27 protein-coding genes and 1 riboswitch are annotated in these 25,780 nt (G+C 67.9%); of the genes, 4 read left to right on the top strand and 23 right to left on the bottom strand.

Going from position 1 to position 25,780, the window contains the following annotated elements:
- Window positions 1-34: 34 nt before the first annotated feature.
- The 21 genes from hisA to CFB82_RS02160 form a co-directional block, all read right to left on the bottom strand.
- Window positions 35-790 carry a 1-(5-phosphoribosyl)-5-[(5-phosphoribosylamino)methylideneamino]imidazole-4-carboxamide isomerase gene (gene hisA / locus CFB82_RS02260; RefSeq protein WP_069246967.1) on the bottom strand — a complete coding sequence of 252 codons (756 nt, stop codon included), beginning with the start codon at window positions 788-790 and terminating at the stop codon, window positions 35-37.
- A gap of 164 nt (window positions 791-954) precedes the next feature.
- The gene (hisH, locus tag CFB82_RS02255) at window positions 955-1,596 is read right to left on the bottom strand and encodes an imidazole glycerol phosphate synthase subunit HisH (RefSeq protein WP_089483327.1); all 642 of its coding nucleotides are present in this window, start codon (window positions 1,594-1,596) and stop codon (window positions 955-957) included.
- Window positions 1,593-2,213, bottom strand: a complete 621-nt coding sequence (locus tag CFB82_RS02250) for a YchE family NAAT transporter (protein WP_011350729.1) — start codon at window positions 2,211-2,213, stop codon at window positions 1,593-1,595. The genes hisH and CFB82_RS02250 overlap by 4 nt, the downstream gene beginning before the upstream one ends.
- A gap of 66 nt (window positions 2,214-2,279) precedes the next feature.
- On the bottom strand, window positions 2,280-2,867 hold the full coding sequence (gene hisB, locus CFB82_RS02245) for an imidazoleglycerol-phosphate dehydratase HisB (RefSeq protein ID WP_011350728.1): 588 nt from the start codon (window positions 2,865-2,867) through the stop codon (window positions 2,280-2,282).
- A gap of 65 nt (window positions 2,868-2,932) precedes the next feature.
- The gene (gene hisC, locus CFB82_RS02240) at window positions 2,933-4,006 is read right to left on the bottom strand and encodes a histidinol-phosphate transaminase (protein ID WP_089444828.1); all 1,074 of its coding nucleotides are present in this window, start codon (window positions 4,004-4,006) and stop codon (window positions 2,933-2,935) included.
- 144 nt (window positions 4,007-4,150) lie between these two features.
- Window positions 4,151-5,467: a histidinol dehydrogenase gene (gene hisD / locus CFB82_RS02235; RefSeq protein WP_089483326.1), complete on the bottom strand. Its 1,317-nt coding sequence runs from the start codon at window positions 5,465-5,467 to the stop codon at window positions 4,151-4,153.
- Between the two features lie 24 nt (window positions 5,468-5,491).
- Window positions 5,492-6,145 (bottom strand): ATP phosphoribosyltransferase, encoded by a 654-nt coding sequence (gene hisG / locus CFB82_RS02230; RefSeq protein WP_011350725.1) that lies wholly within the window; start codon window positions 6,143-6,145, stop codon window positions 5,492-5,494.
- On the bottom strand, window positions 6,142-7,491 hold the full coding sequence (gene murA, locus CFB82_RS02225) for a UDP-N-acetylglucosamine 1-carboxyvinyltransferase (protein ID WP_069246963.1): 1,350 nt from the start codon (window positions 7,489-7,491) through the stop codon (window positions 6,142-6,144). Before murA ends, hisG begins: the two co-directional genes overlap by 4 nt.
- Window positions 7,492-7,505: 14 nt before the next feature.
- Window positions 7,506-7,745 (bottom strand): BolA family protein, encoded by a 240-nt coding sequence (locus CFB82_RS02220; RefSeq protein ID WP_006477131.1) that lies wholly within the window; start codon window positions 7,743-7,745, stop codon window positions 7,506-7,508.
- Window positions 7,746-7,801: 56 nt separating this feature from the next.
- A complete protein-coding gene (locus tag CFB82_RS02215) occupies window positions 7,802-8,557 on the bottom strand; it encodes an ABC transporter permease (protein ID WP_011350723.1) in 756 nt (251 codons plus the stop codon).
- Entirely contained in the window at window positions 8,554-9,480 is a 927-nt protein-coding gene (locus CFB82_RS02210) for an ABC transporter ATP-binding protein (protein ID WP_059522281.1), read from the bottom strand. The genes CFB82_RS02215 and CFB82_RS02210 overlap by 4 nt, the downstream gene beginning before the upstream one ends.
- Window positions 9,481-9,672: 192 nt before the next feature.
- Window positions 9,673-9,948, bottom strand: coding sequence for an STAS domain-containing protein (locus CFB82_RS02205; RefSeq protein ID WP_089424333.1), 276 nt, complete (start codon window positions 9,946-9,948; stop codon window positions 9,673-9,675).
- The gene (locus CFB82_RS02200) at window positions 9,945-10,574 is read right to left on the bottom strand and encodes an MlaC/ttg2D family ABC transporter substrate-binding protein (protein WP_050013177.1); all 630 of its coding nucleotides are present in this window, start codon (window positions 10,572-10,574) and stop codon (window positions 9,945-9,947) included. Before CFB82_RS02200 ends, CFB82_RS02205 begins: the two co-directional genes overlap by 4 nt.
- Window positions 10,575-10,685: 111 nt before the next feature.
- Window positions 10,686-11,654 (bottom strand): MlaA family lipoprotein, encoded by a 969-nt coding sequence (locus tag CFB82_RS02195; RefSeq protein ID WP_069249204.1) that lies wholly within the window; start codon window positions 11,652-11,654, stop codon window positions 10,686-10,688.
- Window positions 11,655-11,684: 30 nt separating this feature from the next.
- The gene (gene mlaD / locus CFB82_RS02190) at window positions 11,685-12,248 is read right to left on the bottom strand and encodes an outer membrane lipid asymmetry maintenance protein MlaD (RefSeq protein ID WP_069246961.1); all 564 of its coding nucleotides are present in this window, start codon (window positions 12,246-12,248) and stop codon (window positions 11,685-11,687) included.
- 24 nt (window positions 12,249-12,272) lie between these two features.
- Window positions 12,273-13,040 (bottom strand): lipid asymmetry maintenance ABC transporter permease subunit MlaE, encoded by a 768-nt coding sequence (mlaE, locus tag CFB82_RS02185; protein WP_050013133.1) that lies wholly within the window; start codon window positions 13,038-13,040, stop codon window positions 12,273-12,275.
- Window positions 13,037-13,858 carry an ABC transporter ATP-binding protein gene (locus CFB82_RS02180; protein ID WP_006477138.1) on the bottom strand — a complete coding sequence of 274 codons (822 nt, stop codon included), beginning with the start codon at window positions 13,856-13,858 and terminating at the stop codon, window positions 13,037-13,039. The genes mlaE and CFB82_RS02180 overlap by 4 nt, the downstream gene beginning before the upstream one ends.
- A gap of 84 nt (window positions 13,859-13,942) precedes the next feature.
- A complete protein-coding gene (gene thiE, locus CFB82_RS02175; RefSeq protein ID WP_069246959.1) occupies window positions 13,943-15,067 on the bottom strand; it encodes a thiamine phosphate synthase in 1,125 nt (374 codons plus the stop codon).
- On the bottom strand, window positions 15,064-15,879 hold the full coding sequence (locus CFB82_RS02170; RefSeq protein ID WP_034183640.1) for a thiazole synthase: 816 nt from the start codon (window positions 15,877-15,879) through the stop codon (window positions 15,064-15,066). The genes thiE and CFB82_RS02170 overlap by 4 nt, the downstream gene beginning before the upstream one ends.
- A gap of 49 nt (window positions 15,880-15,928) precedes the next feature.
- The gene (gene thiS / locus CFB82_RS02165) at window positions 15,929-16,126 is read right to left on the bottom strand and encodes a sulfur carrier protein ThiS (RefSeq protein WP_011350713.1); all 198 of its coding nucleotides are present in this window, start codon (window positions 16,124-16,126) and stop codon (window positions 15,929-15,931) included.
- 32 nt (window positions 16,127-16,158) lie between these two features.
- Window positions 16,159-17,295, bottom strand: coding sequence for an FAD-dependent oxidoreductase (locus CFB82_RS02160; protein WP_089483325.1), 1,137 nt, complete (start codon window positions 17,293-17,295; stop codon window positions 16,159-16,161).
- A gap of 225 nt (window positions 17,296-17,520) precedes the next feature.
- Window positions 17,521-17,644, bottom strand: a riboswitch (TPP riboswitch).
- A gap of 269 nt (window positions 17,645-17,913) precedes the next feature.
- On the opposite strand from CFB82_RS02160, the gene CFB82_RS02150 reads away from it, so the two are divergent.
- From CFB82_RS02150 to CFB82_RS02135, 4 genes are all read left to right on the top strand, one after another.
- Entirely contained in the window at window positions 17,914-19,683 is a 1,770-nt protein-coding gene (locus tag CFB82_RS02150; protein ID WP_069246956.1) for an ABC transporter ATP-binding protein/permease, read from the top strand.
- A complete protein-coding gene (locus tag CFB82_RS02145) occupies window positions 19,680-20,456 on the top strand; it encodes an SDR family NAD(P)-dependent oxidoreductase (RefSeq protein WP_089483324.1) in 777 nt (258 codons plus the stop codon). Before CFB82_RS02150 ends, CFB82_RS02145 begins: the two co-directional genes overlap by 4 nt.
- Before the next feature lie 190 nt (window positions 20,457-20,646).
- A complete protein-coding gene (locus CFB82_RS02140) occupies window positions 20,647-21,909 on the top strand; it encodes an MFS transporter (RefSeq protein WP_089483323.1) in 1,263 nt (420 codons plus the stop codon).
- Window positions 21,910-21,934: 25 nt separating this feature from the next.
- A complete protein-coding gene (locus tag CFB82_RS02135; RefSeq protein WP_089483322.1) occupies window positions 21,935-23,269 on the top strand; it encodes a D-amino acid dehydrogenase in 1,335 nt (444 codons plus the stop codon).
- 96 nt (window positions 23,270-23,365) lie between these two features.
- Here the strand turns inward: CFB82_RS02135 and thpR are convergent, their stop codons facing one another.
- Window positions 23,366-23,944, bottom strand: a complete 579-nt coding sequence (thpR, locus tag CFB82_RS02130; RefSeq protein WP_089483321.1) for an RNA 2',3'-cyclic phosphodiesterase — start codon at window positions 23,942-23,944, stop codon at window positions 23,366-23,368.
- Window positions 23,941-25,431, bottom strand: coding sequence for an alanine/glycine:cation symporter family protein (locus CFB82_RS02125; protein ID WP_089483320.1), 1,491 nt, complete (start codon window positions 25,429-25,431; stop codon window positions 23,941-23,943). Before CFB82_RS02125 ends, thpR begins: the two co-directional genes overlap by 4 nt.
- Window positions 25,432-25,780: the final 349 nt, after the last annotated feature.

The following is a 25,780-nucleotide window of genomic DNA, read 5'->3' as shown; positions in this document are numbered from 1 at the left end:
CTGCAGGCAGCCCCGGCGAGCGGGACAACCGCGCTTACGCGTTGTCGAGTTCGCCGTTCAGTTCGTCCGCGCGCTTTTGCGCGGCCGCGAAATCGAGATCGCCGGAGTAGATCGCACGGCCGCAGATCACGCCTTCGACGCCGTGCTCTTCCACTTCGCACAGGCTCTCGATGTCCGTGAGGTTCGACAGGCCGCCGCTCGCGATCACCGGGATGCCGACCGCCTGCGCGAGCTTCACGGTCGCGTCGATGTTGATGCCCTGCAGCATCCCGTCGCGGCCGATGTCCGTGTATACGATCGATTCGACGCCGTAGTCCTCGAACTTCTTCGCGAGATCGATCACTTCGTGGCCGGTCAGCTTGCTCCAGCCGTCGGTCGCGACCTTGCCGTCCTTCGCGTCCAGCCCGACGATGATGTTGCCGGAGAACGCGGTGCATGCGTCCTGCAGGAAGCCCGGGTTCTTGACGGCCGCCGTGCCGATGATCACGTAGGACAGGCCGGCGTCGAGATATTTCTCGATCGTCTCGAGGCTGCGGATGCCGCCGCCGAGCTGTACGGGGATTTCGTCGCCGACTTCGTCGAGGATCGCTTCGATCGCCTCGAGATTCTTCGGCTTGCCGGCGAATGCGCCGTTCAGGTCGACGAGATGGAGCCGCCGGGCGCCGAGATCGACCCACTTGCGGGCCATCGCCGCCGGGTCCTCGGAAAAAATCGTGGCCTGGTCCATATCGCCCTGTTTGAGGCGCACACACTGACCGTCTTTGAGGTCGATGGCCGGAATCAGCAACATAGCAATCGGGTGTCGTCGTGGAAAATGAAAAGAATCAGGCGCGTACCGGCCAAACCGGTGCCGCGCCGTCTCGCTAGTTTAGTACAACTCTTTCGGCGCTTAAGCGCGAGCGCGCCACGCGACAGGCCGTTCGGCCAGATCGACTGTGGCTCGCGCACCACGTTTTACGGTTTCCAGTGTACGAAGTTGCGATACAGACGCAACCCGACTTCCGCGCTTTTCTCCGGGTGGAATTGGGTCGCGAAGATGTTGTCCCGCGCGACCGCGGACGTAAACGGCGCGCCGTAGGCCGTTTCGCCAACCGTATGCGCCGGGTTGTCCGGCGTCACGTAATAACTGTGCACGAAGTAGAAATACGCGTCGTCGGGCACGCCGTCCCACAGCGGGTGCGGCTGCGACTGGCGCACGCGGTTCCAGCCCATCTGCGGCACCTTGAAGCGCGAGCCGTCGTCCTGCAGACGGCCGTCGAGCGCGAAACGCACGACCTTGCCGGGCAACAGGCCGAGGCCCTTCGTGTCGCCTTCCGCGCTCCAGTCGAACAGCATCTGCTCGCCGACGCACACGCCGAGCAGCGGCTTCGTGCGCGAGGCCTCGATCACGGCCTCCTGCAGGCCCGAATCACCGAGGCTGCGCATGCAGTCGGGCATCGCGCCCTGGCCGGGCAGCACGACACGGTCGGCCGCGCGGATCGCGGCCGGCGTGTCGACGATCGCCACGTCGGCGGCCGGTTCGGCCTTCCTGAGCGCCTGCGCGACCGAGCGCAGGTTGCCCATCCCATAATCCACAATCGCAATCGAAGTTTTCATCTCAGTGCAGGCAGTAGCGCCCTCAGTCCATTGACGATGAATTCCACCGCCAGCGCCGACAGCATCAGACCCATCAGCCGCGTGGCGATGTTGATGCCCGTGCGGCCGATCCAGTTCGCGATCGGCTCGGCGAGCCGCATCGCGACGAAACACAGAAAAGCCAGGACCGCGCCGATCGCGACCAGCCCGGCCCGCTCATACCAGTGATGCGAGTTCGCCGCATAGATGATCACCGTGCTGATCGAGCCGGGGCCCGTGAGCAGCGGAATCGCCAGCGGCACGACCGCTATGTTGTCCTTCAGCTCAGCCTCGTGGCGCTCCTCCGGCGTCGATCGCGTGTTGCCGATCTGCGCGTTCAGCATGTTGATCGCCATCAGCAGCATGATGATCCCGCCGCCCACTTCGAGCGACCCGACCGAAATGCCGAAGAAGTTGATGATCTGCTGCCCGAGCAGCGTCGTCACCGTGATCACGCAGAACACCGATACCGACGCGATCCGGATCGTGCGCCGCCGCTCGGCATCCGTCTGCTGCGCCGTCAGGCTCAGGAAGAACGGCACCGCGCCGACCGGGTTGATCAGCGCCAGCAGCGAAATGAACGATTTGAGCAGATCCATCGCAAGCCGGCGCCGCGCGCCGAAGCCGTGAGGTTGTCCTTGACGCTCCGTCCGGTCAGTTCAGGTTCAGAGACTGCCCTTCGTCGACGGGATCTGCCCCGCCGCCCGCTCGTCCAGTTCCACCGCCGCACGGAGCGCACGGCCGAAGGCCTTGAACACCGTTTCGAGCTGATGGTGCGCGTTGATCCCGCGCAGGTTGTCGATGTGCAGCGTGACGCCCGCGTGGTTCACGAAACCGCGGAAGAATTCGATCGACAGGTCGACGTCGAACGTGCCGATCCGCGCCCGCGTGAACGGCACGTGGAATTCGAGGCCCGGCCGGCCGGAGAAGTCGATCACGACGCGCGACAGCGCCTCGTCGAGCGGCACGTACGAATGGCCGTAGCGGCGGATGCCCTTGCGGTCGCCGATCGCCTTCGCGACGGCCTGGCCGAGCGTGATGCCGACATCTTCGACCGTGTGGTGGTCGTCGATATGCGTATCGCCATGCGCTTCAACCTCGAGATCGACCAGACCGTGTCGAGCGATCTGGTCGAGCATATGGTCGAGGAACGGCACGCCGGTGGCCAGCTTCTGCTGGCCCGTGCCGTCGAGATTGAGCTTCACACGGATCTGCGTTTCGCTGGTATTGCGAACGACTTCCGCCACACGCATGGCAATTCCTTGACTGAGTCGATGTAAATGGGGATTGATCGTTTCGCGCTGCGGCGCCCAGAGGCTCAACCGGGCAGTGCGAGTTTCAAAGCGGCCAGCAGGCGCGCGTTTTCGTCGGGAGAACCGACGGTCAGCCGCACGCATTCAGCCAGCAACGGATGCATTTTACTCACGTTTTTGACCAAAACCCGCTCGGTGAGCAGCGCGTCGAACACGGCGGCCGCGTCCGGCACGCGCACCAGCAGGAAATTGCCGGCGCTCGGGAACACCGTCGTGCCCGGCAGCGCGGCCACTTCCTGGGCGAGACGCGTGCGTTCCGCTCGCAGGTCGGCCGCCTGCGCGTCGAGCACGTCGAGGTGGTCGAGCAGGAAATCGGCGGTCGCCTGGGTCAGCACGTTGATGTTGTACGGCGGGCGCACCTTGTCGAATTCGGTCAGCCACGCGGGCGAACCGACCAGATAGCCGAGGCGGATGCCCGCGAGGCCGAGCTTCGACACCGTGCGCATCACGACGACGTTGTCGAATTCGGCGGCGCGCGGCAGCCACGAGCGAACGGCGAACGGCTGGTACGCCTCGTCGATCACGACCAGGCTGTGCCGTGCGGCCGCGACGATCCGTTCGATGTCGGCATCGTCGTACAGCGTGCCGGTCGGGTTGTTCGGGTACGCGAGATAGACGAGCGCCGGACGATGCTCGGCGACAGCCGCGAGCATCGCGTCGACGTCGAGCGTCAGGTCGGCCTTCAGCGGCACGCCGACGAATTCGAGCTGCGCGAGCTTCGCGGACAGTTCGTACATCACGAAGCCCGGCACCGGCGCGAGCACCTTCGCGCCCGGCTTCGCACAGGCCATCGACATCATGCTGATGATTTCGTCCGAGCCGTTGCCGAGCAGCACGTCGCAGCCGGCCGGCACGCCCATCGCATGGCGCAGCTTGTCGAGCAGCGCGGCCGGGCGCGGCGCCGGGTAGCGGTTCAGCGCGACCTGCGCGAGACGCTCGCCGAGCGCCGCGGCGAGCGGTTCGGGCAGCGGGTACGGGTTCTCCATCGCGTCGAGTTTCACGAACCCGCTCGCGTCCGGCACCGGGTAGCTCGTCATCGCGAGCACGTCGCGGCGGATGATGTCTTGTGGCGTCGTCATGGTCTCAAGCCGGCGTACGTCGCGCCGGCGTCAATGGGTCGACAGGGCGGCGGCTGCCGCCCTGCACAGGTGTCTCCAGCCCCGGCCTTCGGGGGCGGCCCGGGCCGCACATCGGCGCCAGCCGCGGCCCCGCGCGGCGTGCGGTCAGTGCTTCATCCGGAACTCGGCGCTCTTCGCGTGCGCCTGCAGCCCTTCGCCGTACGCGAGCTCGGATGCGATCTCGCCGAGCGTCTGCGCGCCTTCCGCGCTGACCTCGATCACGCTCGAGCGCTTGATGAAGTCGTACACGCCGAGCGGCGACGAGAAGCGTGCGGTGCGCGACGTCGGCAGCACGTGGTTCGGGCCCGCGCAGTAGTCGCCGAGGCTCTCGCTCGTGTAGCGGCCGAGGAAGATCGCGCCCGCATGGCGGATCTGCTGGCCCCATTGCTGCGGCTCCAGCGCGGAAATTTCCAGGTGCTCGGGCGCGATGTCGTTCGCGATCCGGCAGGCCTCGGCCATGTCGCGCACCTTGATCAGCGCGCCGCGGCCTTCGAGCGACGCGCGGATCACGTCCTGGCGCGGCATCGACGGCAGCAGCTCGTCGATCGCCTTTTCGACGCGCTCGAGGAACGCACCGTCCGGGCACAGCAGGATCGATTGCGCGAGTTCGTCGTGCTCGGCCTGCGAGAACAGGTCCATCGCGACCCAGTTCGGGTCGGTCGTGCCGTCGCACAGCACGAGGATTTCCGACGGCCCGGCGATCATGTCGATGCCGACCGTGCCGAACACGCGGCGCTTCGCCGACGCGACGTACGCGTTGCCGGGGCCGCAGATCTTGTCGACGGCCGGCACCGTCGCCGTGCCGTATGCGAGCGCGCCGACCGCCTGCGCACCGCCGATCGTGAACACGCGATCGACCCCGCCGAGCAGCGCCGCGGCGAGCACGAGGTCGTTCTTCACACCGTCCGGCGTCGGCACGACCATCACGATCTCGCCGACGCCCGCGACGCGCGCGGGAATCGCGTTCATCAGCACCGACGACGGATACGCGGCCTTGCCGCCCGGCACGTACAGGCCGACGCGGTCGAGCGGCGTGATCTTCTGGCCGAGCACCGTGCCGTCTGCTTCCGTGTATTGCCAGCTATGCGTGCCGCACTCGATCTTCTGCTTCTCGTGGTACGCACGCACCCGCGCCGCAGCGGCTTCCAGCGCCGCGCGCGCCTTCGGCGCGAGGCCGTCGAGCGCCGTCTGCAGCGCGTCCTGCGGCAGCTCCAGCGCGGCGACGCTGTTCGCGTTCAGCCGGTCGAAGCGGTTCGTGTACTCGAGCACCGCGGCGTCGCCGCGCGACTTCACGTCGGCGAGGATCTGCGCGACCGATTGCTCGATCGCCGCGTCTTCGCCCGCCTCGAATGCGAGCAGCGCGCGCAGCTCGGCGCCGAAGCCTTCGCTCGTCGAATCGAGCTTGCGGATGGTGATGGACATGGGAGTTCCGTTACGGTGATGCGCTCAACCGCCATTCTGCGACGCGCGTTCGAACGCGTCGAGGATCGGCTTGAGCGCCGTGCGCTTCAACTTCAGCGCAGCCTGGTTCACGACGAGGCGCGACGAGATCGCCATGATCTCCTCGACCTCGACCAGATTGTTCGCCTTCAGCGTGCCGCCCGAGCTGACGAGGTCGACGATCGCGTCGGCCAGCCCGACCAGCGGCGCAAGCTCCATCGAGCCGTACAGCTTGATCAGGTCGACGTGCACGCCCTTCGCGGCAAAGTGTTCGCGTGCGGTTTCGACGTACTTCGTCGCGACGCGCAGTCGCGCGCCCTGCCGCACGGCGCTCGCATAGTCGAAACCGGCCGACACGGCCACCGACATCCGGCAGCGCGCAATGTTCAGATCGATCGGCTGGTACAGGCCCGAGCCGCCGTGCTCGACCAGCACGTCCTTGCCGGCCACGCCGAAATCGGCCGCGCCGTATTCGACATAGGTCGGCACGTCGCTCGCGCGCACGATGATCACGCGCAGGTCGGGGTTCGTCGTCGGCAGGATCAGCTTGCGCGACGTTTCCGGATCCTCGGTCACCTGCACGCCGGCCGCGGCCAGCAGCGGCAGGGTTTCCTCGAAAATCCGGCCCTTCGACAGGGCAAGGGTCAGCGGCGCGGTCATGCTTGGCTCCCGGAAAGGCGGCGCACGTTCGCGCCGACGGCGGTCAGTTTGGCTTCCATGCGGTCGTAGCCGCGGTCCAGGTGATAGATGCGGTCGACCAGCGTTTCGCCGTCGGCGCGCAGCCCGGCGATCACGAGGCTCGCCGACGCACGCAGGTCGGTCGCCATCACGTTCGCGCCCGACAGCTTCTCGACCCCCGTCACGAGCGCGGTATTGCCGTCGATCGTGATGTTCGCGCCGAGCCGGTTCAGTTCCTGCACGTGCATGAAACGGTTCTCGAAAATGGTTTCGACGACTTGCGCGGTGCCCGTCGCGACCGTATTGAGGGCCATGAACTGCGCCTGCATGTCGGTCGGGAACGCCGGGTATTCCGACGTGCGGATCGTCACCGCCGACGGGCGGCGGTCCATCTTCACGCGCAGCCAGCTGTCGCCTTCCTCGATCGACACGCCGGCTTCGCGCAGCTTGTCGATCACCGCGTCGAGGATGTGCGGGCGCACGCCCGTCAGCATCACGTCGCCGCCCGCCGCCGCGACCGCGCACAGGAACGTGCCGGCCTCGATGCGGTCGGGGATCACCGAATGGCGTGCGCCGTGCAGCCGCTCGACGCCCTGGATCACGAGGCGATCGGTGCCGATGCCGTCGATTTTCGCGCCCATCGCGACCAGCAAGTGTGCGAGATCGCTCACTTCCGGCTCACGCGCGGCGTTTTCGATCACCGTCTCGCCGTCGGCGAGCGTCGCGGCCATCAGCAGGTTTTCCGTCCCCGTCACCGTGATCATGTCGGTCACGATGCGCGCGCCCTTCAGGCGCTTCGCGCGGGCTTCGATGAAGCCGTGCTCGATGCTGATCTCGGCGCCCATCGCCTGCAGGCCCTTGATGTGCTGGTCGACCGGACGCGCGCCGATCGCGCAGCCGCCCGGCAGCGACACCTTCGCCTCGCCGAAGCGCGCGAGCAGCGGCCCGAGCACGAGGATCGACGCACGCATCGTCTTCACGAGCTCGTACGGCGCGACGAGGTTGTCGACGCGCGACGCGTCGAGCTGCACGCGGCAGCCGTCGGTCTCGCTCTTCACGCCCATCTGGTTCAGCACCTTCAGCGTGGTCCGCACGTCCTTGAGATTCGGCACGTTGTCGAGATCGACCGGGTCACCGGTGAGCAGCCCCGCGCACAGGATCGGCAGCGCGGCATTCTTCGCGCCCGACACGACGATCTCGCCCGACAGGCGGTGGCCGCCTTCGATCACGAGCTTGTCCATCCCATGGCCATGCGCTTCCCCGTTGGCGGCCGGGTGTGCCGTGGCGACGCTCTGGACGGCGTCGCGCTCGTTGACGGTGACTTGCACTCAGTGATTTCCGTTTATGCGTTCTGCCATTCGGCGGGCGTCAGCGTTTTCATGCTGAGCGCGTGAATTTCCTGTTTCATGCGATCGCCGAGCGCCGCATAGACGAGCTGGTGCCGCTGGATCGGCCGCTTGCCTTCGAAGGCCGCCGACACGATCGTCGCGAAGAAATGCTGGCCGTCGCCTTCGACTTCCAGATGCGTGCAGGCGAGACCGCCGGCGATGTATTGCTTGACCTGTTCGGGAGTCGGCAACATGGTGTAAGGCTCCTGTCGGCGCGCGCCGCCCGGATGGCGGCCGCTGCCTGTCGATATCAATGACGCAGTTTGTAGCCGGTCGCGAGCAGCCGCATCGCAATCAGCGCGAGCAGCACGAAGAAACCGGTGACGATCGCGAGGCTCGCGAACGGGTTGATGTCGGACGCACCGAAGAACCCGAAACGAAAGCCGTCGATCATGTAGAAAAACGGATTGAGACGCGAGATCTCGCGCCACACGGGCGGCAGCGAGTGCGTCGAATAGAACACGCCGGACAGGAACGTCAGCGGCATGATCAGGAAGTTCTGGAACGCGGCGAGCTGGTCGAACTTCTCGGCCCAGATCCCGGCGATCAGGCCGAGCGTGCCGAGGATCGCCGAGCCGAGCAGCGCGAATGCAATGATGAACAGCGGCGCCGCGAAATGCATCGGGATAAACCAGATCGTCACGACGAACACGCCCGTGCCGACCGCGAGGCCGCGCACCACGGACGCGAGCACGTACGCGCCGAAGATGTCGCGATACGACAGCGGCGGCAGCAGCATGAACACGAGGTTGCCGGTGATCTTCGACTGGATCAGCGACGACGAGCTGTTCGCGAACGCGTTCTGCAGCACGCTCATCATCACGAGGCCCGGTACGAGAAAGCTCACGTACTCGACGCCCGGATAGACCTCGACGCGGCCCGACAGCGCGTGGCCGAAGATCGTCAGATACAGCAGCGCCGTGACGATCGGTGCACACACCGTCTGGAACGACACCTTCCAGAAACGCAGCAGTTCCTTGTAGAACAGCGTTTGAAACCCGCTCATGCCAATCCCTCGATGACCTCTGCCCCGTTCATCACCTGGACGAACACATCTTCGAGGTCAGCCTTGCGGACCTCGATCTCGTCGAACGTACAGCCCGCCGCGCGGCATTGCGCGAGGATGCGCTCGACATCGTCGTAGCTCGTCAGGCGCAGCAGGTGCTCGCCCGGCGCGCGGGCAGCCGGGTCGGACTCCAGCCCGCGCAGCTCGGACGGCAGCGCGCCGGTCGCGAGGCGCAGGTAGAGCTGCAGCCCCGCGAAGCGGCGCAGCAGCGCATCGGTGCGGTCGAGCGCGACCACCTCGCCACGGCGCAACATCGCGATGCGGTCGCACAGCGACTCGGCTTCCTCGAGGTAATGGGTGGTCAGCACGATCGTGTGGCCTTCGCGGTTCAGGCGCGAGATGAATTTCCACAGCGTCTGGCGCAATTCGACGTCGACGCCGGCGGTCGGTTCGTCGAGCACGATCACGGGCGGCCGGTGCACGAGCGCCTGCGCGACCAGCACGCGGCGCTTCATCCCGCCCGACAGCGCGCGCATGTTCGCGTCGGCCTTCTCGGTGAGGTCGAGATTGGCCATCACTTCGTCGATCCAGTCGTCGTTGCGGCGCAGCCCGAAATAGCCGGACTGGATCCGCAGCGTCTCGCGGACGGTGAAGAACGGATCGAACACGAGTTCCTGCGGCACGACGCCGAGTGCGCGGCGCGCGCCACGGAAGTCCTTGACGACGTCGTGACCACGCACCGAGATACTGCCTTCGTCGGCCCGGGCGAGCCCGGCGAGGATACTGATGAGCGTGGTCTTGCCTGCGCCGTTGGGGCCGAGCAGACCGAAAAACTCGCCTTCCTCGACCGACAGGCTGACGCCCTTGAGCGCCTGAAGCGACTTGTAGCGCTTCTTGACGTGACGGATTTCTATGGCTGACATGACTGTGCGCGACGCAAGGGCCGCGACGCCTATTCTGTGCTTGCTGCGAATGAAAATGGGGGCCGGACGCCGATTGGCTGCCCCGCAAAACGCTTGATTATAGGGCAAACCGGCTGGGGGAGCCGGTGCCGGAGGCACGCGGCCTGAAGCGTGCGCGCGCCGGGCGGCGCGGCAGGCTCCGGTCGGACAGGGTCAATGTCGCCCGGTGCCGTCGATGAGCGCGTCGACGCCGTAGGCGCGCGCGAGACTGGCGAGCTTCGGGGGGAGATTGTGGATGTCGAGGGTCGCGCCGCGCGCTTTGGCGGCACGTTGCCATGCGAGCAGCACGGCGAGCGCGGACGAGTCGAACTGCGTCAGCGCCGCGCAATCGACGGCGGTTGCGCCCGCGCCGATGCGCGCAAGACCGTCCGCGAGCGCGGACTTCGCGCTCGCGACGGTCAGCGAGGAGCCGGCTTCGAAGCCGCTCACGACGCTTGCTTGCCGGCGGCAAGTTGCTGGTTGCGCTGCGTGAGGAACTGGATCAGGCCTTCCACGCCGCTTTGCTGGATCTTCTCGTTGAACTGCTGCTGGTACGTCTGGATCAGCCACGCGCCGAGCACGTTCAGGTCATACACCTTCCAGCCGTTCGCCGTCTTGTACAGGCGGTAATCGATCTGGACCGGCTGGCCGTTGTTCATCGCGACCGTCTTGACCACGACGTCGGTATCGGCCGGATCGGCGCGGAACGGCGGGTACTGGATCTGCTGGTCCGGCTTCAGCTGCGCGAGCGCGCCCGAATACGTGCGGATCAGCAGCAGCTTGAACTGCTCCTGAACCTGCTGTTGCTGCTCGGCCGTCGCCGTGCGCCAGTTGCGGCCCATCGCGAGCTGCGTGGTGCGGCGGAAATCGGTGTACGGCAGGATGTCCTTGTTGACGATCGTGATGATGCGGTTGGTGTCGCCCTGCTTGATCGTCTGCTGCTTGACTTCGTCGAGCACCTGCTGCGTCGCCGTCTTGATCAGCGCCTGCGGGTTCGACTGGTCGACTTGCGCGTGAGCTGCGCTGCCGAACGAGAACAGCGCCGCGAAAACGGGGATCAGGAACAGTTTTTTCATCATAGTAGCCTGCATGAATGAGTCGATGCGAAGGTTGGAGCAGGTAGCTTACGCGCAAGTTCGCATACGCTACCGACTGAATCGTTTCCGGCTGTAACGAATGTAAATCCGTCAGTGCAGCCGGATGCTCGGGAACCGGAACCCGCCCGGCGACGGCGGCGCCACCTGCATCGCCGGCACGTTCGTCTCGCTGGCCGGGTTCGGCGATTCGGCCGTGCCCGAGGCCGGCGCAGCAACCGCCGCGCCCGATGCCGGCGCGGGCGCCGGCGCCGCGCCGCCCACCGCCGCCGCGCCCGCCGTACCGGCCGCGCCGGCTGCCGCCGGTGCCGCACCGTCTTCCGGCAGGTCGTACTTCGGCAGCGCGTCGTTGCTCGACGTCGCGGCGGCCTCGCCGCGCGCGTTGCTGATCAGCATCTGGCGGCGTTGCAGGTACGCGTTGCGCACGAACGAATACTTGTCGAGCGCCGCGGCATCCAGCACGTCGCCCGCGCCGAGCAGGTTCGAACGCGTGTTGACCAGGTTGACGCCGAACAGGCCCCAGCTCAGGCCGTCCGGCTTCACGTACGTGAGCGGGTTGCCGACGTAGTCGACGCCCAGGCCAGCCGTGTCGCGCAGCGTGCTCGGCCCGAGCAGCGGCAGCACGAGGTACGGGCCCGACGGCATGCCGTAGCGGCCCATCGTGATCCCGAAGTCGGCCGTGTGCTTCGGCAGCTTCGCGATCGTCGCGACGTCGAACAGGCCGCCGACACCGAACACCGTGTTGATCACGACGCGCATGATGTCGCCGACGCCGTCCGCGATCCGCAACTGCACGATGTTGTTCGCCGCGATGTAGACGTCGCCGATGTTCGAGAAGAAGTTCGTCACGCTGTCGCGCACCGGCTGCGGCACCACGTACTGGTAGCCCTTCGCGACCGGCTTCAGCGCATACGTGTCGACCGTGTCGTTGAACTTGTACATCGACCGGTTGAAGCCTTCGAGCGGATCGCCCTTGGTCGGCGTCTGCACGGTCGCGCAGCCGCTCAACGCGGCGACTGCCGCTACCGCCAGCGCCGCCTGCCTGATGCGGATCGTGTGCATGGTCATTCCCTCTTGTTTTCTCTCGTGTGGTTATTGGCCGGCCGAACCGGACACCGCCGACGCCGGCACCGCCACCGGTGCGGGCGCGGCGGGCGCGGTGGCCGATGCGCCGGCTGCCGGCTTCGCACCGCCCGCATCGGCGGCCTTGCTGTACAGGAACTGGCCGATCAGGTTCTCGAGCACGATCGCCGATTGCGTCATCGTGATCGTATCGCCCGACTTCAGCATTTCGGTGTCACCGCCCGGATCCAGGCCGATATATTGCTCGCCGAGCAGGCCCGACGTCAGGATCTTCGCCGACGAATCCTTCGGGAACTGATACTGGCCGTCGACATCGATCGTGACAAGCGCCTGGTACGTATTCGTGTCGAAGCCGATCGACTTCACGCGGCCGACCACGACGCCCGCGCTCTTCACGGCCGCGCGCGGCTTCAGACCGCCGATATTGTCGAATTTCATCCTCACCGAATAGGTCGGCTGAAACGACAGCGAGCTCATGTTGCCGACCTTCAGCGCCAGGAACAGCACCGCAAGGAAGCCCACCACCACGAACAGGCCGACCCAGAAGTCGAGAGCAGTCTTTTTCATCGTCATCCCAAAATTTGGCTTGGCTGAGGCTTAGCTGAACATCAGCGCGGTCAGCAGGAAATCGAGGCCGAGTACGGCGAGCGACGCGAACACGACCGTCTTGGTGGTCGCGCGCGACACGCCTTCGGGCGTGGGCTTCGCTTCATACCCTTGAAACAGTGCAATGAAGGTCACGGCGAACCCGAACACGATGCTCTTGATCACGCCGTTGCCGACGTCGGCCCAGACCTGGACCCCGCCCTGCATCTGCGACCAGAACGCGCCCGGATCGACGCCGATCAGCACGACGCCGACGAAGTAACCGCCGAGCACGCCGACCGCGTTGAAGATCGCGGCCAGCAGCGGCATCGCGATGATGCCCGCCCACATGCGCGGCGCGATCACGTTCTTGATCGGGTCCACCGCCATCATCTCGAGCGCGGTGAGCTGCTCGCCGGCTTTCATCAGGCCGATCTCGGCCGTGAGCGACGTGCCCGCTCGGCCCGCGAACAGCAGCGCGGTGACGACCGGCCCGAGCTCACGCACGAGCGACAGCGCGACCAGCAGGCCGAGCGCCTGCTCGGAACCGTAGCGGTTCAGCGTGTAATAGCCCTGCAGACCGAGCACGAAGCCGACGAACAGCCCCGACACGGCAATGATCACGAACGAATAGTTGCCGAGGAAGTGGATCTGCTTCGTGACCAGCCGCGGCCGGCGCAGCAGCGGGAAGAATTCCAGCACGAGGCGCACGAACAGCCGCGTGCCGTAGCCCGCGCGCTCGAGGCCGCCGATGACGTAACGTCCGATCGCGCTGATCATGCGCGCCCTCCGCCGAGCCCGAAATCCGCTGCGAGCGGCGGGCTCGTGTAATGAAATTTGAACGGGCCGTCCGGCGCGCCGTCGATGAACTGCCGCACGCTCGGATCGGTCGACGCGCGCAGCTCGTCGGGCGTACCCTGCGCGAGCACGCCGCCGTTGGCCAGGAAATACACGTAGTCGGCGATCGCGAACGATTCCGGCACGTCGTGCGTGACGAGGATCGACGTCGCGCCCAGCGCCTGGTTCAGCGTGCGGATCAGGTTCGCGGTGATGCCGAGCGAGATCGGATCGAGGCCCGCGAACGGCTCGTCGTACATGATGAGCTGCGGATCGAGCGCGATTGCGCGTGCCAGCGCGATGCGGCGCGCCATCCCGCCCGATACCTCGGACGGCATCAGGTCGCGCGCGCCGCGCAGCCCGACCGCGTTGAGCTTCATCAGCACGAGGTCGCGGATCAGGTCTTCGGGCAGGTCGGTGTGCTCGCGCAGCGCGAATGCGACGTTCTCGAACACCGACATGTCGGTGAACAGCGCGCCGAACTGGAACAGCATGCCCATCTTGCGGCGCAACGCGTACAGGCCGTCGCGCGTTTGCGCGCCGACATCGGCGCCGTCGAACAGCACCTGGCCGCGGCGCGCGCGCACGAGGCCGCCGATCAGGCGCAGCACGGTCGTCTTGCCGCAACCCGACCCGCCCATGACCGCAACAACCTGCCCACGCCCGAAGCGCAGGTTCAGGTTGGACAGGACGAGGCGGTCGCCGTAGCCAAAGTCGACGTCGCGAAGTTCCAGCAGTGTCTCGGTAGGAGTGGGGCTCACGGAGCTGACAGTCCTTTTACGCAGAACGCCGAATTATAGGGCCTGCATTGGAATGATGTCGTGAAGCCGTTCCGGGCCCGGCGGTCAATGATTGTCAAATTGTCCGGGAAAGCATTGCTGCAACGCAGCAATGGCGGCCCGATAGTCGGTCGCGCCCGTCACCGCACTGACCACCGCGACACTGCCGACGCCCGTTGCCAGTACGGCCGGCAGCGCGTCGAGCCCCACCCCGCCGATCGCGACGAGCGGCGCCTGGGTGCCCGCGAAGCGCGCATAGCGGGTGATCCGCGCGAGGCCCTGTGGCGGCGCAGCAACGGCCTTGGTCGCGGTCGCGTACACGGGGCCGAGCGCGAGATAGCTCGGGCGCTCGTGCAATGCCCGCAACATTTCGTAATAACCGTGGCTCGAAAGTCCGAGCCGCAGGCCCGCGCGCGCGATCGCGGCCAGATCGGCCGTTTCGAGGTCTTCCTGGCCCAGATGAACGCCGTACGCCCCCGCTTCTGCAGCGATCTGCCAGTGATCGTTGATGAATACGCGTGCATCGGGATAGCGACGTCCGGCCGCGACCGCGCGGGCGATTTCCCGCCGCAAGGTGTCCGGCGTCGCGCCTTTCACACGCAGCTGCACGGTCCGCACGCCGCAATCGAGCACGCGCTCGACCCATTCGGCGTCCGGCACGACCGGATACAGGCCGAGTTGCGCGGGGCACGGCGCGAACGCGGGTTCGGGCGCGGCCGGCAGCCCGGCGACCCGCGGGAACCGCGCGGCGTCGACCGGCCACGCATCGGCGGCGCGGGTTTCATCGCCGTCGCGCCAGGCCAGCGCCAGCACCAGCGCGTCGATCGGCGCAAAGCCGCAATCGAGGAACGCCGCGAGCGCGGCGATCCAGTCGTCCCCGAGCGGATGCGCGGCGTCGAGCGCGTAACGCGCGCCCGCCGTGTGCAGTACCGCGCCCTGCTCGTCGAATTCGATCGCGACCGCGCCCGGCGCCGCGGGCCGCGATGCGGCCGACGCGCGCGCCTGCGCGGCGCGGTCGCCAGCCGAGACGATCAGCACGTCGCCATCGGCCGGCAGATCGGGCACCGCGACGCAGAGCCGCCACGGCGCCGCCCCGCCGGGCCAGTCGCCGAGCCGCGCGCGAATCCGTTCGGCCGCTTCGGCCAGTTCGTCGGCCGGCGGCCAGAATGCATCGGCGAAACGCGCGCTCATGCGCCGCCTCCGTCCTGGTGCCAGAACGGCATCCCGACGACCGGCGTGCTCGCATGCGCGGTCTCGCGCGCATCCATCGGCCCGGCAAGATACGCGGCACGGCCGGCCTCGACGCCCTGCGCAAACGCGCGCGCCATGATTTCGGGGTGCGTGGCCTGCGACACGGCCGTGTTCAGCAATACGCCGTCGAAGCCCCACTCCATCACCTGGCATGCATGCGACGGCACGCCGAGGCCCGCGTCGACGATCAACGGCACGTCCGGCAGCCGCTCGCGCAGCACGCGCAGGCCGTACGGGTTCACGACGCCCTTGCCCGTGCCGATCGGCGCGCCCCACGGCATCAGCGCCTCGCAGCCGACGTCGAGCAGGCGTCGGCCGATCACCAGATCCTCGGTGCAGTACGGCAGCACCTTGAAACCGTCCTTGACCAGTTGCGCGGCCGCTTCGATCAGGCCGACCGGGTCGGGCTGCAGCGTGTAGTCGTCGCCGATCAGTTCGAGCTTGATCCAGTCGGTGCCGAAGACCTCGCGCGCCATGTGTGCGGTCGTCACGGCTTCGGCGACGGTCTGGCAGCCGGCCGTGTTCGGCAGCAGCGGCACCGCGTGGCGCTTGAGCAGGTCGAAGAAGCCGGCTTCGGCCGTGCCGCCCGTCATCTGGCGGCGCAACGCGACCGTCACCATCCCCGGCCGCGACGCGGCGATCGAATCGGACAGCGACTGCAGCGACGGATAGCGCGACGTGCCGAGCAGCACGCGGCTTGCGAAGGTTTCACCGTACAGCGTCAACGCGTCGGCGGAAGTGAGGGACGTCATGTCGTTTTCCTGAAAGAGCGGGGACGAAGCGTGAACAACACGGCGGCGCTCAGCCGCCCGCGACCGGGTGCACGACGTCGAGCTTGTCGCCCGCCGCGAGTGCACGCGCCGCGTGCTGCGTGCGCGCGACGAAGTTGCCGTTCAGCGCGACCGCGTACGGCGGACGCGCGCCGTACGCGGCGAGCGCGTCGGCCACCGTTGCGCCGTCGGGCAACGTCAGGTTCTGTTGGTTGATCTGGATATCCATGAGGCTTCGTCGAATTCGGTCGGCAGCGCGCGTCAGGCCGGCTGGCGCGCGTCGTTGCGGTGATGAAGGAGCGTCGGCCAGCGCGCGGCGTCGCGCCACGCGGCGAACGCATCGGCGTCGCCGAACGCGCCGCCGAGCGCGGCTTCGGCGACCGCGACCGCCGCGTGCGCGACTTCCGGCGCGATCATGAAGCCGTGCCGGTACAGGCCGTTGACGGCGAGCGTCGACGCGCCGTCCCAGATCACCGCCGGGCGATGATCGGGCAGCGTCGGCCGGCACTGCGCATTGAGTTCGAGGATGCGCGCCTCGCCGAACGCCGGATGCACGGAGAACGCCGCGCTCAGCAGTTCGAGCGCGGAGCGCACGCTGACGGGCGACATGTCCTCGCCCTCCACCTCGGTCGCGCCGATCACATAGAGATCGTCCTGCTTCGGCGCGATATACAGCGGGTAGCGCGGATGCAGCAGCCGCACGGGCCGGGTGAGCCCGATGCCGGGTGCACGCACGCGCGCGACTTCGCCGCGGATGCCGCGCAACGCGGGCAGCGCGGGTTTCGCGCCGAGCCCGCGGCAATCGATCGTGAAATGCGCGGCGGGCAGGTTCGCATCGTCGATGGTGACGTGCCAGTGCAGGTCGACGCCGCGTTCGACGAGGCCGGCCGCGAGCGCACGCAGCGCCTGGCGATTGTCGAGCTGGCCTTCGTTCGGCAGCAGCAGGCCGCGCGCAAAGCGGCCCGCGAGCACCGGCTCGGCCGCGTCGACCTGCGCGCCGGCGAGCGTCACGAAACCGCGGTCGAACAGGTCGGCCGGCGCGTTCGCGCGCACGCGCCGCTCGAACAGCGGCGCCTCCGCGCGATCGGCGTGATGCCAGACGACGAGCGTGCCGTGATGCTGGAAGAAGACGGGTTCGGGCAGTTCCGCGAGCCACTGCGGCCAGCGCGCGAGCGACGCGGCGCCCAGCTCGGTGATCAGCAGCTCCGCGCTCGCGGCTTCCGCGAGCGGCGCGAGCATCGCGGCCGCGATCCATGCGGCCGACTGCTCGCCGTCCGGGCCGCCGCGCTCGTAAAGCGCGACGCGATGCCCGTCGCCCGCGAGCCGCCAGGCGATCAGGCGGCCGACGAGGCCGCCGCCGAGCACCGCGAAATCGGGTCGGGAATCCCGGGCGTTCATCGCGCGCCCTCCGCGCGAGCACGCACGACGAGCGTCGACGCGCACGCGCCGCCGCACGCGAACGCACGCGGCATCGGACCGGGAACCATGCAAAAGACTGAAGATTGTGCGGTCATCATTCCTTCCGTAACGCGCAAAGCGCGTACCCAAAAGGACGAAACCGGCAGCAAAGGCCGGCCGGGCGGGACAAGGGCGCTGACCATGTGGGATGGCAGCCAGCGCGACCCGGCGGGATCAGAAACTTCCCTCGCCGGTATTACCCGGATCGGGTGCGAAGGGTCTTTCTCAGCCTCATCGCGCTGCCCGGAACATCTGCCGGCCGCGCCACGAAGCACCCCTGTTTCGTCGACGGCCATTAGACCATAAAAGCGGAAAGCGCCGCAAACTGTCCCCCTTGCGGCAAATTCGCCGTCGCGCCGCGCCGCTCTGGCACAATGCCCGCAGGCCGGCCGCGCGAGCGGCCGGTTGCCGCGTCACCGCCGGCCTTAAGTGCCGTTTAAGACGCGCGGGCGACCATCCGGACGCCCGCCGTCAGTCGGCGCCGCGTCCCGGCATGCCGTATCGCGGCGCGCGCCCGGCTTCGCCCGGCCCGCGCGCCGGCTACTCATCAGGAAGCACATGACCCAATCGATCGATCCCGTCCGCTCCGCCTCCGACGCGCCGCAGGACGAGCGCCCGGTATCCGCATGGAGCCTCATCAAGCCCTACTGGGTATCGTCCGAATGGAAAATCGCATGGGGCCTGCTGGTCACGATCATCGCGATCAACCTCTGCGTGGTCTGGATCAACGTCCGGCTCAACAAGTGGAACGCGGAGTTCTACAACGCGCTGCAGTCGAAGGACGTCCACGACTTCCCGAACCTGCTGATGCAGTTCTCCGCGCTCGCGTTCGCCTTCATCATCCTCGCCGTGTACGGCCGCTACCTGCGGCAGATGCTCGGCTTCCGCTGGCGCCAGTGGCTCACCGACCGCTTTCTCGGCCAGTGGCTCGGCGATCGCGCGTTCTACCGGATCGAACGTGACCGCCTCGCCGACAACCCCGACCAGCGGATCACCGACGATCTCCAGTCGTTCGCGACGACCACGCTCGCACTGTCGCTCGACCTGCTGTCGACGGTCGTCACGCTCGTGTCGTTCATCACGATCCTTTGGTCGCTCGCCGGCGCGCTGACGATTTCGCTCGGCGCGACGCCGATCGCGATCCCCGGCTACATGGTGTGGGCGGCCGCGCTGTACGCGGTGGTCGGCTCGCTGATCATCCAGAAGGTCGGCCATCCGCTCGTGTCGATCAACTACCAGCAGCAGCGCGTCGAGGCCGACTTCCGCTTCGGGCTGATCCGCGTGCGCGAAAACGCCGAGCAGATCGCGTTCTACGACGGCGAGAAGACCGAGACCGGCAACGCGCAAAACCTCTTCATGCGCATCCGCGACAACTGGTGGCGCGTGATGAAGTACACGAAGCGGCTCACGTTCGTGCTGAGCTTCTACGGGCAGATCGCGATCATTTTCCCGCTCGTCGTCGCCGCGCCGCGCTATTTCGCGGGTGCGTTCTCGTTCGGCGTGCTGATGCAGATCTCGTCCGCGTTCGGCACCGTCAGCGACTCGTTCTCGTGGTTCATCAACAGTTACTCGACCCTCGTCGAATGGCGCGCCACCGTCAACCGTCTGCGCGAATTCAAGCGCGTGATGGGCACGTCGCACCTGAAGGAAAGCCTGTCGCCCGCGACCGAGCACGGCGGCATCAACCTGCACTACGTCGACGGCGCGAAGCTGTCGACGTCGTCGCTCAAGCTCGCGCTGCCGAACGGCAACGCGCTCGCGAACATCGGCAGCGTCACGATCGAGCCCGGCTCGCGCTGGCTCGTGATCGGCAAGTCGGGTTCCGGCAAGAGCACGTTCATGCGCGCGCTCGCGGGCCTGTGGCCGTTCGGCGACGGCGCGATCGACGCGCCGGTCGGCGCGCGAATGATGTTCGTGCCGCAGACGAGCTACTTGCCGATCGGCACGCTGAAGGCCGCGCTCACCTATCCGGCGACAGCCGACGCGTTCAGCGACGAAGCCTGCCGCGACGCGCTGCGCGCATGCCGCCTCGAGGATTACGTCGACCGCCTCGACGAAACCGCGCACTGGACCCGCGTGCTGTCGCCCGGCGAGCAGCAACGCCTGGCCGGTGCACGCGTGCTGCTGCACAAGCCCGACTTCCTGTTCCTCGACGAAGCGACGAGCGCGCTCGACGCCGACAACGAAGCGCGCCTGTACCACCTGTTCGCGGAACGGCTGCCGAAGGCCGCGATCGTCAGCATCGCGCACCGCGAATCGCTGGCCGCGTTCCACGTCGGCACGATCAACGTCGAGCGCGTGAACGACAGCGACAAGGTCGCGGCTTGAGCGCACGCGCCGCGCACATCGCACGAATCGCGCTGATCACCGGCGCGGGTTCGGGGATCGGCGCGGCGCTCGCGCGGCAGCTCGCGGCGCCCGGCATGGCGCTGGCCCTGCACGCGCGCGGTGCGGACGACGCGGCGCGCGCCCGGCTCACCGAAGTGGCTCACGCGTGTACGGCGGCCGGCGCGGCGTGCGTCACGCTCACCGGCGATCTCGGCGAGCCGGGCGTCGCCGCGTCGCTCGTCGAAGCAACCGCGTCACGCTTCGGCGGGCTCGATCACCTGGTCGCCAACGCGGGCTTCGCCGCCCGGCAATCCTTTTCCGGTCTGTCGGCGGACGCGCTCGCGTCCGCCTTCGCGGCGATGCCCGGCGCGTTCTCCGCGCTCGCGGGCCGCGCACGGCCGCTGCTCGAAGCGTCGGTTGCGCCGCGGATCGTCGCGGTCAGTTCGTTCGTCGCACACCGCTACCGCGCCGACGCACCGTTCGCGGCCACCGCCGCTGCGAAGGCCGCGCTCGAATCGCTCGTGCGCACCGCCGCCGCCGAATTCGCCGCGCGCGGCATCACCGTCAACGCGGTCGCGCCGGGCTTCACGCGCAAGGACCACGGGCCGAGCGCCGGCAATGCCGCCGCATGGGCGCAGGCCGAACAGGCGACACCGCTCGGCCGGATCGCCGAACCCGACGACGTCGCCGCGCTGATTGCGTTCCTGCTGTCGGACGCCGCGCGGCAGATCACCGGGCAGGTCGTGCATGTCGACGGTGGCCTGACGCTCTGAAGCATGTGCCTGCCTGTCGCCCAGGCGCGATCGGATCGGCCATCACGCGTTCCCCGGACGAACGCCCACCGCCCTCACCGTTCACCGCGCCGCCACGCACCGGCACTCACCTTTTTGGCACCCCGCATCCCGCCCGTAAAATAGCCGCCAGACGGCAGCGCGGCACGAGACAAAAGAGGGGGCGGCAAGCATGCAGGCATTCCAGTGGTTCAACGAACTGTCGACGCGCGAGCGCAGGACGCTGTACGCCGGCTTCGGCGGCTACGCGGTCGATGCGTTCGACTTCATGATCTATTCGTTCCTGATTCCGACGCTGATCGCCACCTGGGGCATGACGAAGAGCGAGGCCGGGATGATCGCGACGAGCTCGCTGATCTCGTCGGCGCTCGGCGGCTGGGTCGCCGGCATCCTCGCCGACCGCTACGGCCGCGTACGCGTGCTGCAATGGACCATCGCGACGTTCGCGCTGTTCACCTGCCTGTCCGGCTTCACCCATTCGTTCTGGCAGCTGCTCGCGACGCGCACGCTGCAGGGCTTCGGCTTCGGCGGCGAATGGTCGGTCGTGACGATCATGATGGCCGAGACGATCCGCTCGCCCGAGCATCGCGGAAAGGCGGTCGGCACCGTGCAGAGCAGCTGGTCGTTCGGCTGGGGCGCGGCCGCGATCCTCTACTGGGCGTTCTTCGCGCTGCTGCCCGAGCAGGTCGCATGGCGCGCGTGCTTCTGGATCGGCATCTTGCCCGCGCTGTGGATCCTGTACATTCGCCGCAACGTCAGCGATCCGGACATCTACACGGCCACCCGCCGCGCACGCGACGAAGGCCGCGTGTCGGGCCACTTCCTCGAGATCTTCTCGCCGCCGCACCTGCGCGCGACGCTGTTCGGCAGCGCACTGTGCACCGGGATGCTCGGCGGCTACTACGCGATCACGACGTGGCTGCCCACCTACCTGAAAACCGTCCGCCACCTGTCGGTGTTCAACACGAGCGGCTATCTCGTCGTGCTGATCGTCGGCTCGTTCGTCGGCTACGTGGTCGGCGCGATCCTGTCCGACCGGCTCGGCCGCCGCGCGTCGTTCGTCCTGTTCGCGATCGGCTCGTTCTCGCTCGGCATGGCGTACACGATGCTGCCGATCACCGACACCGCGATGCTGCTGCTCGGCTTCCCGCTCGGCATCGTCGTGCAGGGGATCTTCGCGGGCGTCGGCGCGTATCTGTCGGAGCTGTATCCGGGTGCGATCCGCGGTTCGGGCCAGGGCTTCTGCTACAACCTCGGCCGCGGGCTCGGCTCGTTCTTCCCGATCCTCGTCGGCGCGCTGTCGCAGTCGATGTCGCTCGTGAAGGCGATCGGCCTCGTCGCGGGCGGCGGCTACCTGCTCGTGATCGTCGCCGCGCTCGTGCTGCCGGAAACGCGCGGCAAGTCGCTCGTCGACGATCCGGCCGTCGCGTCGTGAGCGGCCTCTTCGTTCGGGAAACCGCATGCACGTGATCGTTCTCGGCGCCGGCGTGATCGGCGTCACCACGTCCTGGCACCTGCGCGAAGCAGGCTGCGACGTCACCGTGATCGAACGCGAAGCCGATGTCGCGCAGGCGACGAGCCTCGGCAACGCGGGCGTGATCGCCCCCGGCTACGTGACGCCGTGGGCCGCGCCCGGGATGCCGGGCAAGATCCTCAAGTACCTGTTCAAGCCCGCTTCGCCGCTGATCTTCCGGCCGACGCTCGACGCCGCGCAGTGGCGCTGGATCGCACGCTGGCTGCGCGAATGCGAATTCGAGCGGTTCCGTGTGAACAAGCAGCGGATGCAGCGCATCGCGTATTACAGCCGCGCGTGCCTGCACGCGTTTCGCGACAGCCATCCGTTCGACTACGGCGCGAGCCGCGGCTACCTGCAACTGCTGCGCGGCGCGTTCGACGTCGAGATGGTGCAGCCCGCGCTGAAGGTGCTGCGCGACGCCGGCATCACGTTTCGCGAACTCGACGCGGCCGGTTGCACGGCGATCGAGCCGGGCTTGCGCTGGGCGCGGCAGGCGCCCGTCGGCGGCATCTACCTGCCCGACGACGAAGCCGGCGACTGCGCACGCTTCACGCGCGAACTGCGGGCACTGTGCGAAGCCAACGGCGTGACGTTCCGCTTTCGCACGGCAGTGCGGGCGCTCGACGTTGAAGCCGGCCGGGTGCGCGGCGTGCGGATCGTCGGCAACGGCGACGAGGATGGCGGACCGAATCCGCATGCATCGAACCCCGGCGGCAAGCGCCGCGACGTGCGGCTCGCCGCCGATGCGATCGTCGTCGCGCTCGGCGTCGACAGCGCCGGCCTGCTGCGGCCGCACGGCATCGGCGTGCCGCTGTATCCGGTGAAGGGCTACTCGGCGACGCTCGCCGTCGTCGACGACGAAAAATCGCCGCACGCCGCGCTGATGGACGAATCGCTGAAGACGGCGATCACGCGTTTCGGCCCGACGCTGCGCGTCGCGGGTACCGCGGAACTCGGCAACCGGCACGCCGCGCTGCGCCAGCAGGCGCTCGATACGCTGATGAAGGTGCTCGACGACTGGTTCCCGCACGCGGCCGATCGCGCGTCGGCGCGCTTCTGGGTCGGCCGCCGGCCGATGACGCCCGACGGGCCGCCGCTGCTGGGTGCGAGCGGGATTGACGGACTCTGGCTGAACGTCGGCCACGGTTCGACGGGCTGGGCGATGTCGATGGGGTCGGGGAAGGTGGTGGCGGATCTCGTCACGGGGCGGGAGCCGGAGATCGATCTGTCGGGGTTGACGCTCGCGCGCTACGCCCGCTACGCCCGCTACGCCCGGTAGGCCCGGTAGGCCCGGTAGGCCCGACGATATCGTCGACGCGATGCGCTGACGCGATACACATGGCGGCCGGCAATCGCGACGCAGCTCACAAGCCGCTCACTGCGCCGCCTGATCGCCCACCTCGCCGTCCGCCCGCGCAATCGGCGCGGACACGATCGGCCGATGCGACACGCCTTCGTGCGACAGCCGGCTTTCGAACAGCGTGAGCGCGTCGAACCGCAGCGCGACCGGCCGCTTCACCGCACCGCCGTGCGCCGGCTGCCCGACCGCATCGTGCGGCAGCCGCGCGAGCGTCACATGCGGGCGGAACGGCCGCCGGTCAGCCGGCACACCGAGTTCGCGCAGCTTCGCCGACAGCGCGGCATTCAACGCCGCGCACGCCGGCTCGGCGGCCAGCTCGGCGACGATCAGCCGCGCGCGCGGCAGGCTCGGCCACCACGCGATCCGTTCGACCGGCATCAACGGCAGCGCATGTGCGGCCGCGAGCGCCGGCAGGCACGCGGCCAGCTCGTCGCAGCACACCCGCTCGATCGCGCCGACGAACGCGAGCGTCACATGCAGCTGCGCGGGCAGCGGACGCCGCGCGCCCCGGGTAACCGGCAACGCGTGCAGCGCGTCGCGCGATGCCGCATCGGGCATCAGCGCGACGAACACGCGCAGCCGGTCGCCGTTCATGACTCGCGCACCACCGCGCGCGGCACGTTTGCGGCATCGGCCGCGGCCGGACGTTGCGGCAGCGGGCCATGCTCGCCCCACACGTCGGTCGGCAGCACGTTCGCGAGTTCCGGAATCGTGTTGCGCGTGAACACCGGATCGGCCACGCCTTCCGCGCGCTGGCGGCGATAGTCCCGCCAGGCCGCGTGCGCGTACTTGCCGAGCGCGAGAATCGCGATCAGGTTGATGATCGCCATCAGCCCCATGCTCGTATCGGCCATCGCCCACATCAGCGGCAGTTGCCCGACGCTGCCGAACATCACCATCGCGAGCACCGCGACGCGGAACAGCGGCAGCACGCCGCGCCGCTTCGTGATGAATTCGACGTTGCCTTCCGCATACGCGTAGTTGCCGATCACCGACGAGTACGCGAAGAAGAAGATCGCGAACGCCATGTAGATGCCGCCCCAGTCGCCGACGTGGCTCGCGATCGAGCGCTGCGTGAGCGCCGCGCCTTCCATGCCGGTGCCCAGTTCGTACTGGCCCGACAGCAGGATCACGAAGGCGGTCGCGCTGCAGATCACGATCGTGTCGACGAACACGCCGAGCATCTGGATCAGCCCCTGCACGACCGGATGCCGCGTGCTGGCGGTTGCCGCCGCATTCGGCGCGCTGCCCATGCCGGCCTCGTTCGAGAACAGCCCGCGCTTCACGCCCATCGCGACTGCCTGGCTGACCGCATAGCCCGTCAGGCCACCCGCCGCCTGCTCGAGACCGAACGCGCTCTTCACGATCAGCGCGATCACGCCCGGCACCAGCGCGATATGCGTCGCGACCGCATAGACCGCCAGCGCGAGGTAGCCGATCGCCATCAGCGGCACGATCACCTGCGCAACCGCCGCGATCCGGCGAATCCCGCCGAAGATGATCGGCGCGGTCAGCAGCACGAGCCCGAGACCGACCGTCGCGCGGCTCCAGCCGAACGACGTGTCGAACGCATCGGCGATCGCGTTGGCCTGCACCGCGTTGAACACGAAGCCGAACGCGAGGATCAGCGACAGCGAGAACAGCACGCCGAAGCCGCGCGAGCGCAGGCCCGTCTGGATGTAGTACGCGGGGCCGCCGCGATAGCTGCCGTCCGCGTGCGACACCTTGAAGATCTGCGCGAGCGTCGCCTCGACGAACGCGGACGACATCCCGACGAGCGCCGTCATCCACATCCAGAAGATCGCACCCGGCCCGCCGACGGTCAGCGCGACCGCGACGCCAGCGATGTTGCCGGTGCCGACGCGGCTCGCCAGCCCGGTCGCGAACGCCTGGAACGACGAGATGCTGCCCGGCTCGCCCTTGCTGCCGACCAGCTTCACGCTGAGCAACAGCGCCTTCAGCTGGATCATCCGGAACCGCAGCGTGAACCAGAGACCCACGCCGAGCAGCAGCGCAATCAACACGTAGTTCCACAACACGCCGTTGACGGCGTCGATCAGCCCTTGCACGAGTGCTTCCATCCAGAATCCTTGTAAATAGGGTCAGTCATATGCAGCCACCGCGAATGCGGCCCGAGGGGCGACATGATATGACAGTTTTCAAGGATTATTACAAAACGAAAGGTTTGGGATGACGGGAAATTGCGGCCGGATGTGATCAGATTAGGCGACGCTTCGCGAAATTGCGGGAGCGCCAGGATCGTGAAGCAGCGACACGGGGCCGTGTCGGGATGCGCCCTGTGGCAGTGGCTGACGCGCCGAAACGCCGGTCGGTCGCCCGATACGGAACACGCAGCGCACGCGCGGCACGTCATCGAATCGCATGCGCAAAAAAAACCGGGCGCCCTTTCGGACGCCCGGTTTCCACGAC

Origin of the sequence: Burkholderia sp. HI2714, assembly GCF_002223085.1 — a bacterium.
Classification (GTDB): Bacteria; Pseudomonadota; Gammaproteobacteria; order Burkholderiales; family Burkholderiaceae; genus Burkholderia; species Burkholderia lata_D.
Note: the sequence above shows the minus strand (reverse complement) of the source record. Positions and strands in the feature narration are given on the sequence as shown.

What these genes read in the sequence shown, in the direction of transcription:
- hisA (WP_069246967.1), bottom strand. Translation starts at nt 790, where the DNA reads ATGTTGCTGATTCCGGCCATCGACCTCAAAGACGGTCAGTGTGTGCGC.
- hisH (WP_089483327.1), bottom strand. Translation starts at nt 1,596, where the DNA reads ATGAAAACTTCGATTGCGATTGTGGATTATGGGATGGGCAACCTGCGC.
- CFB82_RS02250 (WP_011350729.1), bottom strand. Translation starts at nt 2,213, where the DNA reads ATGGATCTGCTCAAATCGTTCATTTCGCTGCTGGCGCTGATCAACCCG.
- hisB (WP_011350728.1), bottom strand. Translation starts at nt 2,867, where the DNA reads ATGCGTGTGGCGGAAGTCGTTCGCAATACCAGCGAAACGCAGATCCGT.
- hisC (WP_089444828.1), bottom strand. Translation starts at nt 4,006, where the DNA reads ATGACGACGCCACAAGACATCATCCGCCGCGACGTGCTCGCGATGACG.
- hisD (WP_089483326.1), bottom strand. Translation starts at nt 5,467, where the DNA reads ATGTCCATCACCATCCGCAAGCTCGATTCGACGAGCGAAGGCTTCGGC.
- hisG (WP_011350725.1), bottom strand. Translation starts at nt 6,145, where the DNA reads ATGACCGCGCCGCTGACCCTTGCCCTGTCGAAGGGCCGGATTTTCGAG.
- CFB82_RS02220 (WP_006477131.1), bottom strand. Translation starts at nt 7,745, where the DNA reads ATGTTGCCGACTCCCGAACAGGTCAAGCAATACATCGCCGGCGGTCTC.
- CFB82_RS02215 (WP_011350723.1), bottom strand. Translation starts at nt 8,557, where the DNA reads ATGAGCGGGTTTCAAACGCTGTTCTACAAGGAACTGCTGCGTTTCTGG.
- CFB82_RS02210 (WP_059522281.1), bottom strand. Translation starts at nt 9,480, where the DNA reads ATGTCAGCCATAGAAATCCGTCACGTCAAGAAGCGCTACAAGTCGCTT.
- CFB82_RS02200 (WP_050013177.1), bottom strand. Translation starts at nt 10,574, where the DNA reads ATGAAAAAACTGTTCCTGATCCCCGTTTTCGCGGCGCTGTTCTCGTTC.
- CFB82_RS02195 (WP_069249204.1), bottom strand. Translation starts at nt 11,654, where the DNA reads ATGCACACGATCCGCATCAGGCAGGCGGCGCTGGCGGTAGCGGCAGTC.
- mlaD (WP_069246961.1), bottom strand. Translation starts at nt 12,248, where the DNA reads ATGACGATGAAAAAGACTGCTCTCGACTTCTGGGTCGGCCTGTTCGTG.
- mlaE (WP_050013133.1), bottom strand. Translation starts at nt 13,040, where the DNA reads ATGATCAGCGCGATCGGACGTTACGTCATCGGCGGCCTCGAGCGCGCG.
- thiE (WP_069246959.1), bottom strand. Translation starts at nt 15,067, where the DNA reads ATGAGCGCGCGTTTCGCCGATGCATTCTGGCCGCCGGCCGACGAACTG.
- CFB82_RS02170 (WP_034183640.1), bottom strand. Translation starts at nt 15,879, where the DNA reads ATGACGTCCCTCACTTCCGCCGACGCGTTGACGCTGTACGGTGAAACC.
- thiS (WP_011350713.1), bottom strand. Translation starts at nt 16,126, where the DNA reads ATGGATATCCAGATCAACCAACAGAACCTGACGTTGCCCGACGGCGCA.
- CFB82_RS02160 (WP_089483325.1), bottom strand. Translation starts at nt 17,295, where the DNA reads ATGAACGCCCGGGATTCCCGACCCGATTTCGCGGTGCTCGGCGGCGGC.
- CFB82_RS02150 (WP_069246956.1), top strand. Translation starts at nt 17,914, where the DNA reads ATGACCCAATCGATCGATCCCGTCCGCTCCGCCTCCGACGCGCCGCAG.
- CFB82_RS02140 (WP_089483323.1), top strand. Translation starts at nt 20,647, where the DNA reads ATGCAGGCATTCCAGTGGTTCAACGAACTGTCGACGCGCGAGCGCAGG.
- CFB82_RS02135 (WP_089483322.1), top strand. Translation starts at nt 21,935, where the DNA reads ATGCACGTGATCGTTCTCGGCGCCGGCGTGATCGGCGTCACCACGTCC.
- thpR (WP_089483321.1), bottom strand. Translation starts at nt 23,944, where the DNA reads ATGAACGGCGACCGGCTGCGCGTGTTCGTCGCGCTGATGCCCGATGCG.
- CFB82_RS02125 (WP_089483320.1), bottom strand. Translation starts at nt 25,431, where the DNA reads ATGGAAGCACTCGTGCAAGGGCTGATCGACGCCGTCAACGGCGTGTTG.